This window comes from Bradyrhizobium sp. AZCC 2262, from assembly GCF_036924535.1.
Taxonomy (GTDB): Bacteria; Pseudomonadota; Alphaproteobacteria; order Rhizobiales; family Xanthobacteraceae; genus Bradyrhizobium.
Window position 1 is genome coordinate 8,435,302 of the sequence record NZ_JAZHRT010000001.1, and the last position, 18,300, is coordinate 8,453,601.

An 18,300-nucleotide genomic window follows, 5' to 3' on the forward strand; every position below is an offset into this window, starting at 1 on the left:
TGTTGGGACCGAGCCTCGCTACAACGACAGCCCCTCGGCCTCCGCGAATTCCGTCAGTTTCTTCCGGATGGAGACGCTGCCGGCCGGCGCGTCGAGCAACGGCATGATCGCAGCCTCGGCCTTCTTGGCGTCGAGGTCCAGGATCATCGCCTTCACCGGACCGTGGGCGGTGGCCGACAGCGACAGCGAGCGGTAGCCCAGCGCAATCAGGGCCAGCGCGCCGAGCGGCTTTGAGGCCATCTCGCCGCACAGCGATGCCGTCTTCTTCGCCGCCTGCGCCTTGCGCACGATGTCGCGCAGCGCACGCATGATCGGCGCGGACATGGTGTCGAACCGCTCGGAAACCTTGGCGTTGCCGCGGTCGACCGCGAACATGAACTGGAACAGGTCGTTCGATCCGACCGAAACGAAATCGACCTTCTTCAGAAGTTCGTCGAGCTGATAGAGCAGCGCCGGCACTTCCACCATGGTGCCGACATCGATCCGTTCCGGCAGCGCGTGGCCGTGCTGGCGCAAGTATGTCAGCTCGCGCTCGACGATCGCCTTGGCCTGGTCGAACTCGGCGACATCCGAAATCATCGGGAACATGATCCTCAGTGCGCGGCCGCCGCCGGCCCGCAGCAGCGCGCGGATCTGGCCGCGCAATAGTCCTGGCCGGTCCAGCCCGAGCCGGATCGCCCGCCAGCCGAGCGCGGGATTTTCCTCGATCACGGTCTCCATATAGGGCAGCGCCTTGTCGCCGCCGATATCGAGGGTGCGGAACGTCACGGGCTTGACACCGGCGGCGTCCAGCACGGTGCGATAGAGCGCGAGCTGGTCCGAGCTACGCGGCAGGCTCTGGCCGACCATGAACTGCAGTTCGGTACGGAACAGCCCGATGCCGGCGCTACCGGTATCGTCGATATGCGGCAGGTCGATCACGAGGCCCGCATTGATCATCAGTTCGACCGGCTGGCCGTCCCTGGTGACGCAAGGCATGTCACGCAGCGCGGCATACTGCGCCTGCCGCCGCGCCCGAAACCGCACCCGCTCGGCATAGGCCGATTCGATCTCGGCCGACGGGCGGATATAGATCGAGCCCGAAGTGCCGTCGACGATGATGGCGTCGCCGGGATCGGCGATGCCGGGCGCGTTCGGCACCTCGCCGACCGCGGGAATGCCGAGCGCGCGCGCCACGATCGAGACATGGGAGTTGGCGGTGCCTTCCTCCAGCACCAGGCCGCGCAGCCGCTTGCGGTCGTAGTCGAGCAGGGCCGCCGGTCCCATCGCGCGCGCGATCAGGATGGCGTTCTCAGGCAATTGCTCGCGCGACGGCGCGTGATCCTGTCCCACCAATTGCCGCATCAGGCGATGGCCGAGGTCTTCCAGATCATGCAGGCGGTCGCGCAGATAAGGATCGGTCGAACGCAGCATGCGCGCGCGGGTGTCGGACTGCACGCGTTCGACGGCGGCTTCGGCGGTGAGGCCGGTGGCGACCGCCTCGTGCAATTTGTGCGACCAGCCGTGGTCGTTGGCGAACATCCGATAGGCTTCCAGCACCTCGCGGTGCTCGCCGCCCTCGGCGACGTCGCCGCGCTCCAGCATGCGGTCGAGATCGGCGCGCAGCTTGGTCAGCGCAGCATCCAGCTTCTTGATTTCCTTCGGGAGGTCTTCGGCGATGTAGTTGGTGATGACGACGCGCGGCTCGTGCAGCACGACATGGCCGAGCGCGATGCCGTCGGAGAGGATCGCACCCGTTTTGTGCAGGGAATGCCGCGCCGCCGGTTCCGCGCCGGGTTGCGCCAGCGCCGCCAGTTCGCCGGAGGCGATCATTTCCGCCAGCACCATGGCGGTGGTCTGCAGCGCCTCGACCTCTTCCTCGACATAGGTGCGCTTGGCGCGGTTCTGGACGACCAGCACGCCGAGCGTATTGCCGGCCCGCAGGATCGGCACGCCGAGGAACGAATGGTAGATTTCTTCGCCGGTTTCGGGCCGGAACGAGAACGCCGGGTGGCTTTGCGCGTCCGAGAGGTTGAGCGGGCTCGCTTCGCTGGCGACCAGGCCGACGAGGCCCTCATGCGCGTTCAGCACCGTTCGGTGCACCGCGTCGCGGTTCAGACCTTCGGTGGCATAAAGTTCGAGCGTGTTATCGATGCGCAGCACATAACAGGAGCAGACCTCGGCCACCATGTTGGCCGCGATCAGCACCACGATCTTGTCCAGGCGCTCCTGGGCCGAGACCTTCTCCGCCATGGTTTCGCGGAGCCGTCTCAACAAGACGCGGGGACCTCCCGACGTGCTCCGCATCTGCTGGTATCCTCCCCCGCGAGTCCAGCCCACCGGGTGGCCGGCAGCTGGCGTGAAACGCACGAAAAACTACAATTTTATTCATTCGGCGCGGCCGCAGGCACCTGATCCCGGCCGAATCGGGATCGCCAAAACCGTGGCGCAGTTTTGCGGCAACCCACCTCACAGGCCGTATAGCCAATCGAGGCTTGTTTTGCCAAGCAAAACGCCTGCCAGAACCAATAACGTGTGCGTCAGGGCGGATGCTGCGCCAGCGAAGCGCATGGTCTGTCAAAACGCCGCCGGTTGGCGATTCAGACCATGCGCCAAATTTGAGAGAAAATCGTTCTAAGTCTGGTCGAGCCCGTAGAGCGTGTGCAGCGTGCGCACCGCAAGTTCGGTGTAGGCGGCGTCGATCAGCACCGAAAACTTGATCTCGGAGGTGGTAATGGCGCGGATGTTGATATTGCGCTCCGACAACGCCTTGAACGCCTTTGCCGCGACGCCGGCATGGCTGCGCATGCCGCTGCCGATCACGGAGACCTTCGACACGTCGGTGGCGCTGTCGAGCCGTGCATAGCCGATCTTGCCCTTCGAAGCGGCGATGGTGTCGCGGGCGCGGTTATAGTCGGAGGCCGGAACGGTGAAGGTGAGATCGGTGGTCTTGCCGTCCTCGGAGACGTTCTGGACGATCATGTCGACATTGATGTTGACGTCCGCCAGCGGGCCGAAGATCGCGGCGGCAACGCCGGGCTTGTCCTCGATCTGGCGCAGCGAAATCTGGGCTTCGTCCTTGGTGAAGGCGATGCCGGTGACGACGTGGCTTTCCATGATTTCCTCCTCGCTGCAGATCAGCGTGCCCGGCGGCGTGCCGTGCGGGTCGATATCCTCGGGCTTGTCGAAGCTGGAACGGACGAATACGGGCATGTTGTGCACCATGCCGAGTTCCACCGAGCGCACCTGCAGGACCTTGGCGCCCAGCGAGGCCAGTTCCAGCATCTCCTCGAAGGCGATCTTGTCCAGCCGCCGCGCCTTGGGAACCACCCGCGGATCGGTGGTGTAGACGCCGTCGACGTCGGTATAGATGTCGCACCGGTCGGCGCGAATCGCGGCCGCAATGGCCACCGCCGAGGTGTCCGAGCCGCCGCGCCCGAGCGTGGTGATTCGGTTAGTCTGCGGATTGATACCCTGAAAGCCGGCAATGACGGCGACTTCCTTGCGATCGGCGAAACGGTTGATGATCTCGGTGCCGTCGATCTCGAGAATCCGCGCCGAGGCGTGGGCGTCGGAGGTCTTGATCGGGATCTGCCAGCCCTGCCAGGAGCGGGCCTGGATGCCGATGCCCTGCAGCACGATCGCGAGCAGGCCCGAGGTCACCTGTTCGCCGGATGCCACCACGGCGTCATATTCGCGCGCATCATGCAGCGGCGAGGCGTCGCGACACCAGTCCACCAGCTCGTTGGTCTTGCCGGCCATGGCCGACACGACGACGGCGACATCGTGTCCGGCGTCGACTTCGCGCTTGACGTGACGCGCGACGTTGCGGATTCGGTCGATATTTGCGACGGACGTGCCGCCGAATTTCATCACGAGGCGGCCCATGACGACGCGTGCATTCCCTGTGAGGATAAGTATGGTGACCCGCACGGAAATTGGAGCGCCCGGGCCGAAAGCGGCGTATACATAGCGGCGCGGTCCGGAGCAAGCAACCAGCTTGGTTTTCGGTCCATTTTTGACGCAAATGGCTGTAGTAGCGGGTTAATTCAGGACAGGCGTATGGGCCGGTATATCGACGAAATCCTGCAACCCGGCGAGAAGGTGCTGTATTCGACCAACGCGCACTGGATATTTTTCCTGCCGGCGATCGTCGGCTGGATTGTAGCGGGCGTGCTCCTGGTACTCTCGGGCATGGTGCCGGCGGGCGCACCCGTACTGATCTGTCTGTCGCTGGCGGCGATTTCAGCCATCGCTGCGTTGTACAAGACGGCAACCGCCTGGTTCCATCGCTGGACCACCGAGACCGACGTCACCAATTTCCGAGTCGTCCACAAGACCGGCTTTGTTAAACGGCAAACGTTCGAGATGAGTGTGGACAAGGTTGAGAGCGTTGACGTCAACCAGAGCATCCTCGGTCGCATCCTCAACTACGGCGACGTAACGGTCCTGGGAGTCGGCGAGGGTGGAAAGACCCTCGATATGATCGCTTCGCCACTGTCGTTTCGCAATGCCATCACCGCACGACCGGCCGGTACGTAAAGCATGGCTATGCAGCAAAACTCCTCCGCCGCCACCGGCTCGACGGTCGATCCGGCCGAAGTCGCAAAATTCTCAAAACTGTCCGACGAGTGGTGGGACCCCAAGGGCAAGATGGCCCCGCTGCACAAGATCAATCCGCTGCGGCTCGCCTATATCCGCGACGCCGCATGCCGCAAGTTCGATCGCAACGCCAGGAGCCTGAGTTGCCTGTCGGGCCTGCGCATTCTCGATATCGGCTGTGGGGCCGGGTTGTTGTGCGAGCCGTTCACGCGGCTGGGCGCACAGGTGATCGGGATCGATCCGTCGGCGACCAATATTGCCGCTGCCAAGCTGCACGCCGACAAGGGACATCTGTCGATCGACTATCGCTGCACCACGGTCGAGGCGATGGACGTGCGCGAGCGCTTCGACATCGTGCTGGCGATGGAAGTGATCGAGCATGTCACCGATGTCGGCGCGTTTCTTTCCCGCTGTGCGGCCATGGTCAAGCCGGGCGGGTTGATGGTGGTCTCGACGCTGAACCGCAACTGGAAGAGCTTTGCGCTTGCGATCGTCGGCGCGGAATATGTGCTGCGCTGGCTGCCGCGCGGGACCCACCAGTGGGACAAGTTCGTTACCCCCGACGAACTCGCCCAGCATCTCGCCAACAACAAGCTCACTATCACCGAGCAGGCCGGCGTCGTCTATAACCCGCTCGCCGATCGATGGAGCATCTCGTCCGACATGGACGTGAACTACATGGTGGTGGCGGAGGGGGTGTAGTCGTCCCACATCCTAGCAACGCAACCGGTGTCGTCCCTGCGAACGCAGGGACCCATACGCCGCGGCGCTGGTTGGGTTACGAGACGTCTGCCAATTGTGCTCACATGAGAGATCACGCGGTATGGGTCCCTGCGTTCGCAGGGACGACGAGAGAATTTCGGCACGCAATCCTGTCATGACGCCGTTCCGGTTGACCGCGCCGATGCCGACCGGCACGGTGCGTCAGTTTCCCGCCGGAATTTCCCATGTTCACCGTCGCCTCGCTCTGGATTCCCTTCACCATCATCGCTGCGCTGGGCCAGGTCGCCCGCAATGCGATGCAGCGATCGTTGACGGGGCCGCTCGGGACCTGGGGTGCGACCAACATCCGCTTCCTGTTTGGCTTTCCGTTCTCGATCATCTTCTTTGTCGTCGTGGTCGCGGTGACCGGTGACAGCGTGCCGTGGCCGACGATAGCCTTCTGGCCGTGGCTATTGCTCGGCTCGCTGAGCCAGATCGTCGCGACGGGTCTGATGCTGCTGGCGATGAACGACCGCTCGTTCGTGGTGACGACGGCGTATCTGAAGACCGAAGCGATCCAGACCGCGATCTTTGGCTTCATCTTCCTCGGCGATCATTTGACCGTGCTGAAAGTGGTCGCGATCATGATCGCGACCATCGGCGTGGTCATCACGGCGCTGCGGCCGGGCGGCGAAAAGGGTTTTGCCGAGCTGAAGCCGACCATCATTGGCCTGGTCGCCGCCGGTTGCTTCGCGCTTTCGGCCATCGGCTTTCGCGGCGCCATCATCAGCGTGCCCGGAGTTTCCTTTGTGACGGTGGCGTCGTTCACGCTGGTGCTCGGGCTGTTCGTCCAGACGCTGGTGCTGACGATTTATCTGCTGTTTCGCGCGCCCGACGTGCTCAGGAAGATTTTTGGATTGTGGAAGCCCTCGATGCTCGCGGGCTTCATGGGCGCGTTCGCCTCGCAATTCTGGTTCCTGGCATTTGCGCTGACGGCGGCTGCGAACGTGCGCACGCTGGCGTTGGTCGAGGTGCTGTTCGCGCAAGGAGTGGCGTATTATTCATTCAAGCAGCCGCTGTCGGCGCGTGAACTCTCGGGTATCGCCTTGATCGTGATCGGCGTGGCGTTGTTGGTGGCGGTGTAGCTAGCGCTTGACGGCGATCAGGACGGCGCCTGTGGCGATCAAGGCTATGCCGACCCAGCCGTTGAATGAAGGCCGTTCGCCGAGAAAGACCACGCCGAACAGTGCCACCAGCACGACGCTCAATTTATCGATCGGTGCGACCAGCGTTGCGGGGCCGAGCTTGAGCGCACGGAAATAGCAGATCCAGGATGCGCCGGTGCCGAGTCCGGACAGCAGCAGGAATACCCAGCTTCTGGTCGAGATGGGTCCCGATTGGCTGAACTGACCGGTCGCGAACAAAATCAGCGACAGGCTGATCAGCACGACGACGGTGCGGATCAAGGTGGCGAGATCGGAATTGATGTCCTCGACGCCGATCTTGGCGAAAATTGCGGTCAGCGCCGCGAATCCGGCCGAGAGCAGGGCCCAGACCAACCAGGACGGATACGTGTCCGGGCTCATGCGCCCTCGATCAGTTCCGGTCGTCCGGCAATACTGGGAGCGGAGAGACCTCGACACCTTCGTCGATCAGGGAACGCGCTTCCTCGGGCGAGGCTTCGCCGTAGATCGGGCGATGCTCGATATCGCCGTAATGCATCTTGCGCGCCTCATTGGGGAAGCGCTCGCCGACATTGTCGGCATTCTTGACGATGTGATCGCGCAATTCCTTCAGCTTGGCGCGCAATTCGCGCTCCTGCGCCATCAGCAGCGGCGTCGATTCCGATGACGTCGTCACTTCCGCAGGCGCTGCCGGCGCGGGCGCGGCTACCTCGCGGCCCTTCTTGCTCACGATCTGCGGAGCCATGATGGCGCGCTCGACCTTGACCGAGCCGCAGGCGGGGCAGCTCACCAGCCTGCGTTTCTCCTGGCTTTCATAGGCCGCGGAGCTTTGAAACCAGCTTTCGAACGCATGGCCCTTCTCGCAGCGAAGGTTGTAGCGGATCATGCCGAGCCTCGGACGAGATGCAGATGCTCAGGGCCTGCCTTGGGATCGGCGATGCCGAAACGGCGTCCATGCTGCAGCGACGGCACGGTTTTGCGCGCGGTCTCGACCTTTGAGGTATCGATCTCGGCAAGGAATACGCCGGGCTCGACGCCGCCCTCGGCGAGAATTTCGCCCCAGGGTGCGATGATCAGCGAATGGCCGTAGGTTTCACGCTTGTTCTCATGCATGCCGGCCTGCGCCGCCGCGAACACGAAACAGCCGTTCTCGATGGCGCGGGCGCGCAGCAGCGTGTGCCAATGCGCCTCGCCGGTCTTTCGCGTGAAGGCCGACGGCACCGTGAGGAACGACGCACCGGCTTCAGCCAATGCGCGATAGAGCGCTGGAAAGCGCACGTCGTAACAGATCGTAAGACCAATACGGCCCCACGGCAGATCCGAGATCACCGCCGTCTCGCCCGGCTGGTAATTGGCGGACTCGCGATAGCTCTCGCCGCCGGGCAGATCGATATCGAACATATGGATCTTGTCGTAGCAGGCGAGCACATTGCCGTCGGGCCCGATCAGGAACGAGCGATTGACGGCGCGCTCCGGCGAAAAGCGAAGCGCCAGCGAGCCGATATGAAGATGGATCTTCAATTCCGCGGCCAGCGCGCGATAGGCTTTCAGTGAGAGATCGTCTTCCTCGGCGGCGAGATGCTCGAACAGCGCCTTGCGATTCAGCTGCATCATGTTGCTCACCTCGGGGGTGAGCACGTAGTCGGCGCCTTGCGCTGCCGCCTCGCGGATCAGCCTGGTGCCCTGTTCGAGGCTCGGCTCGGGCAACAACCCGGTGCGCATCTGCACCATGGCGGCGGTAAAAATGGAGCCAGCGCTCATGAGGAGGCCTTTTCTCCCGCCAACAGGCCATCGAGCTTGCCCGCGCGATCCAGCGCGTAGAGCTCGTCACAGCCGCCGACATGGGTTGTGCCGATGAATATCTGAGGAAAGGTCGTGCCGTGGCCTGCGCGGTCGTACATCTGCTCGCGATAGGCCGGGTCGCTCGCCACGTTCAATTCGGTGAACGCGGCGTTCTTGCGCGTCAGCAACGATTTGGCGGCGGTGCAGTAGCCGCAGCCCGGGCGGGTGTAGATTTCAATGGCGGTCATGGCGCGCTCTGGTTGGCAAGTAATTGAATTATATGGGAGCGCGGTGGCTGTCCACAACCCGCGCGAATACCAGCACGTCAACCTGCGCGGCCTTGGCGCGCAGCAGCGCCCGGGCGCAGGCGTCGGTGGTGGCGCCTGACGTCAAGACATCGTCGATCAGGACGATGCGACGGCCCTGGATATCAGCCATGCGATCGGCGGCGACCTTGAAGGCGCCCTGCACATTGCTGGCGCGCTGCGGCCGGGACAGGCCAATCTGTTGTTCGGTCGCGCGAATGCGGCGAAGCGCCTCAGAGGCCAGTTTGACGCCGGTTTGCTGTGAAATCACCCGCGCCAACGCGCCGGACTGGTTGTAGCGGCGGCTCCAGCCACGCCGCCAGTGCAGGGGTACCGGCACCAGCACGTCGGCCTCGTCGAGCAATTCCTGACCCGCGCGCGCCATCCAGCGGCCCATGGCGGGCGCCAGATCGGTGCGGTCCTGGTATTTCAGCGAATGCACCAGCGTGCGCGCGACGTCGTCATAGCGCACCGCAGCGCGGGCGCGCTGGTATGCCGGTGGATTGGCAATCGCCTCCATCGACAGCAATTCCGGGCCCGGGTCATAGACGAAGGGGATGCCGAGCCGCGGACAGAACGGCGGTGCGATGAACGACAATTTCGCCCAGCACGCCGCGCAAACACCCTCGCCATCGACCGGCTCGCGGCAGGAAACGCACAGCGTCGGCAGCGCGATGTCGAGTGCGAGCCGCGGCAGATGCGCGACTGCGTCGCGGCAGGCACTCAACGCGCCGCGCAAATGGTTGGCGATGGAGCGTGGTGGTGATGCTTCGGCGTCCATGGGGCGAGGCTAGCGCCGGTGGGCAGCGTGCTCAAGCGCAGGATTGCCAGAGATAGGGAGCCAGCGTACCAACCGGCATGGCTTCGACCCCGACCGCCGCACCGATCCTGTTCGACCGCGCATTGCTGCGCGCGCGGATGGAACGTGCGCGGCGTGGCGGCCCGGCGACGTTTCTGCTCGATCGCGTCCGGGAGGATTTTGAAGAGCGGCTGCAGACGGTGATGCGGAATTTTGCCGGTGTCGCCGATATCTGGACCCCGGACGAACTGCTGCGAAAGCCGGTGGCGGATCGCTTCCAGTCGATCACCCGCATCGATCCCGATCAATCGGAAACGCTGCGCTTGCCGCCGCAATCGCTCGACCTCGTTATCTCCGCACTCGCCTTTCAGTTCGTCAACGATCTGCCGGGTGTGCTGGCGCAGATCCGTCGCGCGTTGAAGCCGGACGGGCTGTTGCTGGCGGCGATGATCGGCGGCGATACGTTGACGGAGCTCAGGCAATCCTTTGCCGCGGCGGAAGCCGAATGCGAGGGCGGAGTGTCGCCGCGGGTCGCGCCGTTTGCGGATCTGCGTGATGTCGGTGCGCTGCTGCAGCGCGCGGGGCTGGCGCTGCCGGTTACCGATGTCGACCGCGTCGTGGTGCGCTATGACAGCGCGTTCGCGCTGATGACCGATCTCAGGCGGATGGGCGCGACCAATATTTTGATCGAGCGGCGGCGCGCGCCGACCCGCCGCGCCACCATGCTGCGGATGGCGCAGATTTACGGAGAGCGTTTCGCCGACGCTGACGGCCGTGTCCGCGCGACCTTCGATGTGATCTGGCTGTCCGGCTGGGCGCCGCATGAAAGCCAGCCGAAGCCGCTGAAGCCAGGCTCGGCGAAAGCGAGCCTGGAGGCGGCGGTGAAGAAGGCTACGCGAGAGTGATCGCAGTTCGTCATTGCCTGCGACAAACGCGAAGCGTTTGCGCAAGGGAGCAAAGCGACGAAGCAATCCATTCTATCCCCGGGCGCTTGCATGGATTGCTTCGCTGCGCTCGCAATGACGAGAGGCCGGCGCGCTGCGCAGCGGCCGGAGAAACGCGCCGCTACATCAACAAATCGATCAGATGCGGGATCAGCGGAATGTCTGCGGGCGGCATCGGGTAGTCGCGCAGCTTGTTGGCGCGGACCCAGGCCAGTTGCTGGCCCTCGCGCGCCGTCACCATGCCCTCCCAGCGCCGGCAGATGTAGAGCGGCATCAGCAAATGAAAACTGTCATAGGCGTAGCTCGCGAACGTCAACGGCGCCAGGCACGGCTCGCTGACGTCGATCCCGATCTCTTCATGCAGTTCGCGGATCAGGGTCTGCTCCGGCCGTTCGCCGGGCTCGACCTTGCCGCCGGGAAATTCCCACAGGCCGGCGAGCGCCTTGCCTTCCGGCCGCTGTGCGATCAGCACGCGCTTGTCGGCGTCGACCAGGGCGCAGGCGACCACGAGAGTGAGCTTGATGTCAGCCATGCGTCCCTGCCAGTTTTCTAACTGTCATTCCGGGGCGCGCGAAGCGCGAACCCGGAATCTCGAGATTCCGGGTTCGATGCTGACGCATCGCCCCGGAATGACATCAAGTGGCGATCAAGAGCGATAATCGCCGTTGATCGCGACATATTCCTTGGTGAGATCGCAGGTCAGCACGCGGTCGCGGCCCTTGCCGAGGCCAAGGGTGACCTTGATCTGGATTTTTGGATTTTTCATCACCTCGGAAACCTCGGTCTCGTTGTAGGATGGATCGCGCGCGCCACTTTTGGCGACGCGGATGCCGTTGAACGAGATCGAAAGCTTGTCGCGGTTGGCAGGCTCGCCGGCCTTGCCGACCGCCATCACCACGCGGCCCCAATTGGCGTCCTCGCCGGCGATCGCCGTCTTCACCAGCGGCGAATTCGCGATCGACATCGCGATCTTGCGCGCTGAGGTCTTGGTGGTCGCGCCTTCGACGACCACCTCGACCAGCTTGCGCGCGCCTTCGCCATCGCGGGCCACCTGTTCGGCAAGATCGGCCAGCACGTCTTGGAACGCCTTGGCGAACGCTTTCAGCCTGGGATCGCTGGCGCGGCTGATCTTCGGCGCGCCATTTGCGGCAGCCGCGCCGGTGGCGAAGGCGAGCAGGGTGTCCGACGTCGAGGTGTCGCTGTCGATGGTGACGGCGTTGAACGTATCGTCGACACCGCTCTTGAGCAGCGCCTGCAGCACGGCCGACGACAGCGGCGCGTCGGTGAACACAAAGGACAGCATGGTCGCCATGTCGGGCATGATCATGCCGGCGCCCTTGGCCATGCCGTTGATGGTCACCTTGGCCTTGCCGAGTTTCACCGTGGCGGTTGCGACCTTCGGGAAGGTATCGGTGGTCATGATCGCCCTGGCCGCGTCCATCCAGTGGTCGGGGGTGGCCGCCTCGGCCAGCGTCGCCAGCACGCCGTCGAACTTGGTGGCGTCGAGCGGCTCGCCGATCACGCCGGTCGAGGCGAGGAAGACGTCGGAGGTCGCGCAGCCGACGGCCTTCGCTGCGGTTTGCGCGGTCAGCGCGGTTGACTGCTTGCCGGTCTTGCCGGTGAAGGCATTGGCGTTGCCGGAATTCACCACCAGCGCGCGGGCTTGTCCCCGGCCGAGCTTGGCGCGGCACCATTCAACGGGAGCGGACGGGCATTTCGACTTGGTGAAGACGCCCGCGACTGTGGTGCCCTTGTCCATGACCGCCAGCAGCACGTCGGTGCGGCCCTTGTAGCGAATGCCGGCCGCGGCGGTCGCGAGCTTTACGCCGGCAATCGCGGGCATCTCGGGGACATTGGTCGGAGCGAGGGGGGAGACGGCAGTAGACATGCGAGCACCTGTTCGGCCAGATCAAACTATAGCCGGACCAGCCCCGGCCATCGACGTCTTGAGGGCCTGTCAACGAACCCCAGACATGGAACGGCCGGGCGCTTCGGCCCGGCCATGACGATGGTCAATACTATCGGTCTGAAAGAAGTAACAGCGATTTTTTACTTCTTGGCCGGCGGCGCCATCTTGGAATCCGCGGGTTTTGGAGCGTCGGCCTTGGCGGCTTCAGCCGGCTTGTCCATACGCTCGACCTTGGCGGCTTCGCGCAGCTTGGCGACGTATTCGGCCTGGGCCTTGCGCGTCACATAGGTCTCGATCTGGGCCTTGACCTGCTCGAAGTCGGGGGCCTTGCGGGCGCGCTTTTCCTCGACCTTGATGATGTGCCAGCCGAATTGCGACTTGACGGGGTCCGAGATCTTGCCGGGTTCGAGCGTGAAGGCGACGGCGGAGAATTCCGGCACCATCTGTTCCTTGGTGAAGAAGCCGAGATCGCCGCCATCGGAGGCGCCGGGATCCTTGGACTTCTTCTTCGCCAGTTCGGCAAAGTCGCCGCCCTTCTTCAGCTCTTCCGCGATCGCCTTGGCCTCGTCCTCGGTCTCGACCAGGATATGCCGGGCATGGACTTCCATTTCGCCGGTGATCTGCTTGGAGGCCTCCTCATAGACCTTCTTCATGGCCTCGTCGGTGGTCGCAGCCTTGCCCTCGGTGGCGAGGAGGCTGTCCATCAGAAGGCGGCTGCGGGTGAAGGCCAGGCGCTTCTTGAAGTCCTCGGAATTCTCGACCTTCTTGTCCTCGGCGGCCTTGGCGACGATTTTCAGGTCGATCAGGAAGGCCAGCACGTTGTCCTTCTTGGACGCCGGGTCCATTTGCGCGAGGCTGGGGCCGAGTTCCTCTTCCGCGAGCGCGACGTCGCTCTGGCGGATCTCGATGCCGTTGACCTTGGCGAGAACGGGGTTGTCCTGGGCACGAACCGGCAGGCTGGCGGCCAGAATCGCGGCCAGACAGGCCGTCGCGGCCAGGGAGGCGAGGCCGAAGCGCCGGCCGGTTTTCGTTTCCGGGAACGAGGTGGTCATGGAAAATCCTTGTCTTGAAGATGGGGGCGGCAAAGGCGGCGGGACACTCGCCCAATCATGCGGCCTTGGCAACGCGAAAAGTCTGTCAAAATGATGAATTCCTTGACAGATGGACGCAAGTTGACAAGGCCCCGACCCAGCCATATCTGTGCCGGATCGTATAGCGGCGATAGCGCTTATTTTGCTGCGTTTTGCCGCTGAACCTAGGATTGCTTAATTCCCACTCATTAGGCGGATAACGCTCCGGAACGGGGTGTTTGCCGCGATGCGTCACGGTGAGTTGATAGGCAACTTGGTGGACCACGTCACGGCATGCAACGCAAGTAACGGCTAAAGGCAGGAATTGGCATGATCGGCGCGCTCGCCCGCAAGTTTTTCGGCTCCGCCAACGACCGGCGGGTGAAGGGATATCAGTCCCGCGTCAACGACATCAACGCGCTTGAGCCCGAGCTCGCCGCGCTTTCCGATGAGGCGCTGAAGGCCCGCACCGCCGAATTCCGCCAGCAACTCGCCGACGGCAAGACGCTCGACGACCTCCTGGTTCCGGCCTTCGCCACCGTGCGCGAGGCCGCCAAGCGCACCCTCGGCCAGCGCCATTTCGACGTCCAGCTGATCGGCGGCATGGTGCTGCATGAGGGCGATATCGCCGAGATGAAGACCGGCGAAGGCAAGACGCTGGTGGCGACGCTCGCGGTCTATCTCAACGCGCTGGCCGGCAAGGGCGTCCATGTCGTCACCGTCAACGACTACCTCGCCCGCCGCGACTCGGAATGGATGGGCCAGATCTACCAATTCCTCGGCCTGACCGTCGGCGTGATCGTCCACGGCCTCGACGATGCCGAGCGCAAGGAAGCCTATTTCCGCGACATCACCTACGGCACCAACAACGAATACGGTTTCGACTATCTGCGCGACAACATGAAGTACCGGCTGGAGGACATGGTCCAGCGCGGCCACTTCTACGCCATCGTCGACGAAGTCGACTCGATCCTGATCGACGAGGCGCGCACGCCGCTGATCATCTCCGGTCCGCTCGACGACCGCTCGGAATTCTACAACACCATCGACACCTTCCTGCCCAAGCTCGACAAGACCGATTACGACGTCGACGAGAAGCAGCGCACGGTGACGCTGACCGAAGCCGGCATGGAGAAGATCGAGACGCTGTTGCGCGACGCCGGCCAGCTCAAGGGTGATTCGCTATACGACGTCGAGAACGTCTCGGTCGTTCACCACATCAACCAGGCGCTGCGGGCGCACTCGCTGTTCACCCGCGACAAGGACTACATCGTCCGCGACGGCGAAGTCATCATCATCGACGAGTTCACCGGCCGCATGATGCAGGGCCGCCGCTATTCCGAAGGCCTGCACCAGGCGCTGGAAGCCAAGGAGCACGTCCAGGTCCAGCCGGAAAACCAGACGCTGGCTTCGATCACGTTCCAGAACTATTTCCGGATGTACGAAAAGCTCGCCGGCATGACCGGTACGGCGCTGACCGAAGCCGACGAATTGTTCGACATCTACAAGCTCGAGGTCGTGGAAATTCCGACCAACGTGGCAGTCGCGCGTCTCGACGAGGACGATGAAGTCTACCGCACCCAGAACGAGAAATATGCCGCGATCCTGGCTGAGATCGAACGTGCCAACAAGCGGCTGCAGCCCGTGCTGGTCGGTACCGCCTCGATCGAGAAGTCGGAGGTCTTGGCCGATTATTTGAAGAAGCACGGCTACAAGCAGATCGATTTCGGTTCGGAATCCGGGATGGAGAAGCTCTACGCCGCGGCGCGTGCGGGCAAGCCTGCAAAGCTGTTTGCGGTCTTGAACGCGCGCTTCCACGAACAGGAAGCCTATATCGTCGCCGAAGCCGGCGTCCCCGGCGCGATCACGATCGCCACCAACATGGCCGGCCGCGGTACCGACATCAAGCTCGGCGGCTCGCTCGATATGCGGATCCAGCAGGAGACCGCTGACATTACCGACGAGGCCGAGAAGGCCAAAAAGATCGAACAGATCAAGGCTGATATCGAACGCTTCCGCGAGATCGTGCTGAAGGCCGAGGACGTCGTCGAGGTCGAGCCTGCCAAGGGCAACAAGCCGGCCAAGACCGTCACCAAACCCGGTGGGCTCTACATCATGGGCTCGGAGCGGCATGAATCCCGCCGCATCGACAACCAGTTGCGCGGCCGTTCCGGCCGTCAGGGCGACCCCGGCCGCTCAAAATTCTTCCTGTCGCTGGAAGACGATCTGATGCGGATCTTCGGATCCGACCGGCTCGACAGCATGCTGCAGCGGCTCGGCCTGCAAGAGGGCGAGGCCATCATCCATCCCTGGATCAACAAGGCGCTGGAAAAGGCGCAGCAGAAGGTCGAAGCCCGCAACTTCGACATCCGCAAGAACCTGCTCAAGTTCGACAACGTCCAGAACGACCAGCGCAAGGTGATCTTCGACCAGCGCGTCGAGTTGATGAAGAGCGACAGCGTGGCCGAAATGGTCGCGGACATGCGTCATGACTTCATCGACGACATCGTCGTCAAGCATGTGCCCGAACACGCCTATGCCGAGCAGTGGGATGTCGCGGGCCTCAAGGAAGAATTGAAGCGCGTGCTCGACGTCGACCTGCCGGTCGACGAATGGGCCAAGGAAGAGGGGATTGCCGACGAGGAGCTGCTGACGCGGATCGAGCAGCGGGTCGACGAGCACATGGCGGCCAAGGTGGCGCAATGGGGTCCCGACGTGATGCGTTACGTCGAGAAGACCATTCTGCTGCAGACGCTGGATCACCTCTGGCGCGAGCACCTGATCATGCTCGATCATCTGCGCCAGGTGATCGGCCTGCGCGGCTACGGCCAGCGCGATCCGTTGCAGGAGTACAAGTCGGAAGCCTTCGGCCTGTATGAGGCGATGACCGCGCATCTGCGCGAGGCGGTGACGGCGCAATTGATGCGCGTCGAGATCGTGCCGCCGGAAGAACAGCAACCGCTGCCGGCGATGGAAGCGCACAAGTTCGACCCCAACACCGGCGAAGACGAGATGGCGTTCGCCAACGCCTCGCTGGTGCCCGAGGCCATGGCCGCCGATCGCGATCCGAAAAACCCCGGAAGCTGGGGCAAGGTCGGCCGCAACGAGGATTGCCCTTGCGGCAGCGGCAAGAAGTACAAGCACTGCCACGGCAGGTACGCTTAGGCACTAGTTTCAATAACGTTTTCTCAATAACGTTTTCGTCTTCCTCACGGAAACATCGGTGGCAGGTCATCGCCTGCCACCGATGTTTTTATGACCGTGTTCGACAGCCGCCGGCACAGTCGCCGGAACTGTCATCCATCGCTTAGCCACCGGGCGGCTTGTATGAGCCCCGAAGCTGGGCGGCCTTTTAGGTGAGCAAAGGCGTTTCTGCGCCGTGCCCACTAGCAAGCCGCACATGGCACGTTCGGTGGTGGGCACGCTTACGCTTTGCCCACCCCACGATTCCAGTTTTACTGAAAGAGCCGCGCTTCTACTTCGTCGCCCCGAAGCGGCTGTCGAACGAGTTCGACGACACAATCGGCGCGGAGCCTGAGACCTGATTGTCCTTCGTGGCGGGCGCCGGGGTATCCGACATGGAAGGTTTCAGCGGCGGACGGACGGCGGCCTGTTTGGCGTCGTGCTTCGGCGCCGCGGCCTTCGGCGCTTCCGGCCGCGGCGGCTCGCTTCGCTTGGCCTCGATCACCTTCGGCTTCGAAGGTGGCGTGCTTGCGGTAGCGTCACCGCTGCCGCCGATACCGACCTTGCGGGCGAGGCTGGAGAAGAACCCTTCATTATTCTCGGCCGTCGGCGCCGCATTGGCGACGCGCGTCGGCGCTGCGGCAGGGGTGGGGGCCGGGGCTGCGGCAAGCTTCGGCGGTTCCGGCGCACCCATCAGCAGATTATCGGAGGGCGCCTTGGGCGGATTGACGTGAGAAGGAATGGTGCCGGGGGCCCGCGCCATCAGCGACAACGAGCCGTCGCCGGGTTCCGAAAGACCCGTGTTGCCGTCGGGTACGCGCGCGGCGAATACCCTGTGCATGCCGCCGTCGATGCCGGTGTTGATCCGTGCGACCGGCGTTCCCTTGGCAATCAGCCTTGCAGTCTCCGCGATGTCGGATGCCTGCTTCTCGCGCACGGCGTCGGCGATCTCGTCGGAAATCCCGTAGTCCGGACATTTGGCCGAAGCGTCGAACACAAGATCACGCGTGGCGCCCGGCTTCTTGATCGCGTCGAAGACGTATTTCTTTTCGCAGAAATCGACCTTCGGCTCCTGCTTCGTCACCTCGAAATGATCATTGCCTTCCTTGATCATCTTCCAGAACGGCATGTTCGGATTGTTGCGATGCTTGGCCATGTTGGCCGGCGTCATCTTGAACGGATAGGCCTGCAACTGGAACGACTTCTGGCCGCCGAAGAAGGACTCGCGGCCCAGCGAATAGATTTCCGCGATCTGTTCGTCGGTCATCGCGTAGCAGCCGCGCGAGGAACAATCGCCATGCACCATCAGCTGCGAGCCGGAACGCCCCAGCGCCTTGTCGAACGCGTTCGGATAGCCGGTGTTGAAGGAAAGATAATAGGCCGACTGCGGATTCATCTGCGCCGGCGAAATTGCATAGAAGCCTTCCGGCGCCTGGCGGTCGCCCTCGCGGACCTTGGGTCCGAGATCGCCCGACCAGCGGCAGATCGGATAGGTCTTCAGGAGTGCGAAACGGCCGGAGCGGTCCTGCTTCCAGATCTCAAGTTCAGCTTCCTGCTTGTACAGGCGAACCAGGATCGGCGATTGCAGGTCCATGTCTTTCGCCGTCATGTCGGCGATCAGTTTTGGCGGGACGGGCTGGTTGGCCTTGGCGTTATTGGCCAGCGAGATGTCGTCGCCGTTGCAACTGCCCAGCAGCGCGCCTGCGCCCGCGAGGGCAGCCGACGTGACGAGCGCGCGAACCAGCGAACGGTTAATCAAAGGCTAAGCTCCACACCCACCGGGCATTTTCGCACCCCAAATCACAGCGAATATGCCCTGAAGCCATTGCATAAAATAGTAT

16 protein-coding genes are annotated in these 18,300 nt (G+C 63.4%); 5 read left to right on the forward strand and 11 right to left on the reverse strand.

What is annotated here, in order from left to right; translation table 11 throughout:
• Positions 1 to 18: 18 nt before the first annotated feature.
• Both ptsP and V1283_RS39590 read right to left on the reverse strand, forming a co-directional pair.
• Positions 19 to 2,286, reverse strand: a complete 2,268-nt coding sequence (gene ptsP, locus V1283_RS39585) for a phosphoenolpyruvate--protein phosphotransferase (protein ID WP_334391985.1) — start codon at positions 2,284 to 2,286, stop codon at positions 19 to 21.
• Positions 2,287 to 2,613: 327 nt separating this feature from the next.
• The gene (locus V1283_RS39590; RefSeq protein WP_334391986.1) at positions 2,614 to 3,867 is read right to left on the reverse strand and encodes an aspartate kinase; all 1,254 of its coding nucleotides are present in this window, start codon (positions 3,865 to 3,867) and stop codon (positions 2,614 to 2,616) included.
• 174 nt (positions 3,868 to 4,041) lie between these two features.
• Between V1283_RS39590 and V1283_RS39595 the strand changes: the two genes are divergently transcribed.
• The 3 genes from V1283_RS39595 (at position 4,042) to V1283_RS39605 (ending at position 6,428) form a co-directional block, all read left to right on the forward strand.
• Positions 4,042 to 4,521, forward strand: coding sequence for a PH domain-containing protein (locus V1283_RS39595; RefSeq protein ID WP_334391987.1), 480 nt, complete (start codon positions 4,042 to 4,044; stop codon positions 4,519 to 4,521).
• A 3-nt stretch (positions 4,522 to 4,524) separates the two neighbouring features.
• A complete protein-coding gene (gene ubiG, locus V1283_RS39600; protein WP_334391988.1) occupies positions 4,525 to 5,283 on the forward strand; it encodes a bifunctional 2-polyprenyl-6-hydroxyphenol methylase/3-demethylubiquinol 3-O-methyltransferase UbiG in 759 nt (252 codons plus the stop codon).
• Positions 5,284 to 5,528: 245 nt separating this feature from the next.
• Complete coding sequence (locus V1283_RS39605; protein WP_334391989.1) at positions 5,529 to 6,428, forward strand: DMT family transporter; 900 nt, start codon at positions 5,529 to 5,531, stop codon at positions 6,426 to 6,428.
• Here the strand turns inward: V1283_RS39605 and V1283_RS39610 are convergent, their stop codons facing one another.
• From V1283_RS39610 to V1283_RS39630, 5 genes are read right to left on the reverse strand one after another with little or no spacing between them, the layout of a single operon-like run.
• Positions 6,429 to 6,869: an EamA family transporter gene (locus tag V1283_RS39610; RefSeq protein ID WP_334391990.1), complete on the reverse strand. Its 441-nt coding sequence runs from the start codon at positions 6,867 to 6,869 to the stop codon at positions 6,429 to 6,431.
• 10 nt (positions 6,870 to 6,879) lie between these two features.
• Positions 6,880 to 7,353, reverse strand: a complete 474-nt coding sequence (locus V1283_RS39615) for a DUF1178 family protein (protein WP_334391991.1) — start codon at positions 7,351 to 7,353, stop codon at positions 6,880 to 6,882.
• Complete coding sequence (locus V1283_RS39620) at positions 7,350 to 8,228, reverse strand: carbon-nitrogen hydrolase family protein (protein WP_334391992.1); 879 nt, start codon at positions 8,226 to 8,228, stop codon at positions 7,350 to 7,352. Before V1283_RS39620 ends, V1283_RS39615 begins: the two co-directional genes overlap by 4 nt.
• Positions 8,225 to 8,497 (reverse strand): glutaredoxin 3, encoded by a 273-nt coding sequence (gene grxC, locus V1283_RS39625; RefSeq protein WP_334391993.1) that lies wholly within the window; start codon positions 8,495 to 8,497, stop codon positions 8,225 to 8,227. The genes V1283_RS39620 and grxC overlap by 4 nt, the downstream gene beginning before the upstream one ends.
• Positions 8,498 to 8,525: 28 nt before the next feature.
• Entirely contained in the window at positions 8,526 to 9,335 is an 810-nt protein-coding gene (locus tag V1283_RS39630; RefSeq protein ID WP_334391994.1) for a ComF family protein, read from the reverse strand.
• Positions 9,336 to 9,412: 77 nt separating this feature from the next.
• Between V1283_RS39630 and V1283_RS39635 the strand changes: the two genes are divergently transcribed.
• Entirely contained in the window at positions 9,413 to 10,258 is an 846-nt protein-coding gene (locus tag V1283_RS39635) for a methyltransferase domain-containing protein (protein ID WP_334391995.1), read from the forward strand.
• Positions 10,259 to 10,418: 160 nt separating this feature from the next.
• Here the strand turns inward: V1283_RS39635 and V1283_RS39640 are convergent, their stop codons facing one another.
• The 3 genes from V1283_RS39640 to V1283_RS39650 all read right to left on the reverse strand — a co-directional run bounded on the left by V1283_RS39640 (position 10,419) and on the right by V1283_RS39650 (position 13,258).
• Complete coding sequence (locus tag V1283_RS39640) at positions 10,419 to 10,829, reverse strand: (deoxy)nucleoside triphosphate pyrophosphohydrolase (RefSeq protein ID WP_334391996.1); 411 nt, start codon at positions 10,827 to 10,829, stop codon at positions 10,419 to 10,421.
• A 114-nt stretch (positions 10,830 to 10,943) separates the two neighbouring features.
• Entirely contained in the window at positions 10,944 to 12,185 is a 1,242-nt protein-coding gene (argJ, locus tag V1283_RS39645; RefSeq protein WP_334391997.1) for a bifunctional glutamate N-acetyltransferase/amino-acid acetyltransferase ArgJ, read from the reverse strand.
• A gap of 161 nt (positions 12,186 to 12,346) precedes the next feature.
• The gene (locus tag V1283_RS39650; protein WP_334391998.1) at positions 12,347 to 13,258 is read right to left on the reverse strand and encodes a peptidylprolyl isomerase; all 912 of its coding nucleotides are present in this window, start codon (positions 13,256 to 13,258) and stop codon (positions 12,347 to 12,349) included.
• A 348-nt stretch (positions 13,259 to 13,606) separates the two neighbouring features.
• Between V1283_RS39650 and secA the strand changes: the two genes are divergently transcribed.
• Positions 13,607 to 16,441 (forward strand): preprotein translocase subunit SecA, encoded by a 2,835-nt coding sequence (secA, locus tag V1283_RS39655; RefSeq protein WP_334391999.1) that lies wholly within the window; start codon positions 13,607 to 13,609, stop codon positions 16,439 to 16,441.
• A 310-nt stretch (positions 16,442 to 16,751) separates the two neighbouring features.
• Here secA and V1283_RS39660 read toward each other — a convergent pair whose 3' ends face one another.
• Positions 16,752 to 18,218 carry a L,D-transpeptidase family protein gene (locus V1283_RS39660; protein WP_334392000.1) on the reverse strand — a complete coding sequence of 489 codons (1,467 nt, stop codon included), beginning with the start codon at positions 18,216 to 18,218 and terminating at the stop codon, positions 16,752 to 16,754.
• Positions 18,219 to 18,300: the final 82 nt, after the last annotated feature.

Bases quoted from the DNA above. Each gene is read 5' to 3' on its own strand.
- V1283_RS39640 (WP_334391996.1), bottom strand. From the start codon at position 10,829: ATGGCTGACATCAAGCTCACTCTCGTGGTCGCCTGCGCCCTGGTCGAC.
- secA (WP_334391999.1), top strand. From the start codon at position 13,607: ATGATCGGCGCGCTCGCCCGCAAGTTTTTCGGCTCCGCCAACGACCGG.
- grxC (WP_334391993.1), bottom strand. From the start codon at position 8,497: ATGACCGCCATTGAAATCTACACCCGCCCGGGCTGCGGCTACTGCACC.
- V1283_RS39650 (WP_334391998.1), bottom strand. From the start codon at position 13,258: ATGACCACCTCGTTCCCGGAAACGAAAACCGGCCGGCGCTTCGGCCTC.
- V1283_RS39610 (WP_334391990.1), bottom strand. From the start codon at position 6,869: ATGAGCCCGGACACGTATCCGTCCTGGTTGGTCTGGGCCCTGCTCTCG.
- V1283_RS39605 (WP_334391989.1), top strand. From the start codon at position 5,529: ATGTTCACCGTCGCCTCGCTCTGGATTCCCTTCACCATCATCGCTGCG.
- ptsP (WP_334391985.1), bottom strand. From the start codon at position 2,286: ATGCGGAGCACGTCGGGAGGTCCCCGCGTCTTGTTGAGACGGCTCCGC.
- V1283_RS39590 (WP_334391986.1), bottom strand. From the start codon at position 3,867: ATGGGCCGCCTCGTGATGAAATTCGGCGGCACGTCCGTCGCAAATATC.
- V1283_RS39595 (WP_334391987.1), top strand. From the start codon at position 4,042: ATGGGCCGGTATATCGACGAAATCCTGCAACCCGGCGAGAAGGTGCTG.
- V1283_RS39615 (WP_334391991.1), bottom strand. From the start codon at position 7,353: ATGATCCGCTACAACCTTCGCTGCGAGAAGGGCCATGCGTTCGAAAGC.
- V1283_RS39635 (WP_334391995.1), top strand. From the start codon at position 9,413: ATGGCTTCGACCCCGACCGCCGCACCGATCCTGTTCGACCGCGCATTG.
- V1283_RS39620 (WP_334391992.1), bottom strand. From the start codon at position 8,228: ATGAGCGCTGGCTCCATTTTTACCGCCGCCATGGTGCAGATGCGCACC.
- argJ (WP_334391997.1), bottom strand. From the start codon at position 12,185: ATGTCTACTGCCGTCTCCCCCCTCGCTCCGACCAATGTCCCCGAGATG.
- V1283_RS39630 (WP_334391994.1), bottom strand. From the start codon at position 9,335: ATGGACGCCGAAGCATCACCACCACGCTCCATCGCCAACCATTTGCGC.
- ubiG (WP_334391988.1), top strand. From the start codon at position 4,525: ATGGCTATGCAGCAAAACTCCTCCGCCGCCACCGGCTCGACGGTCGAT.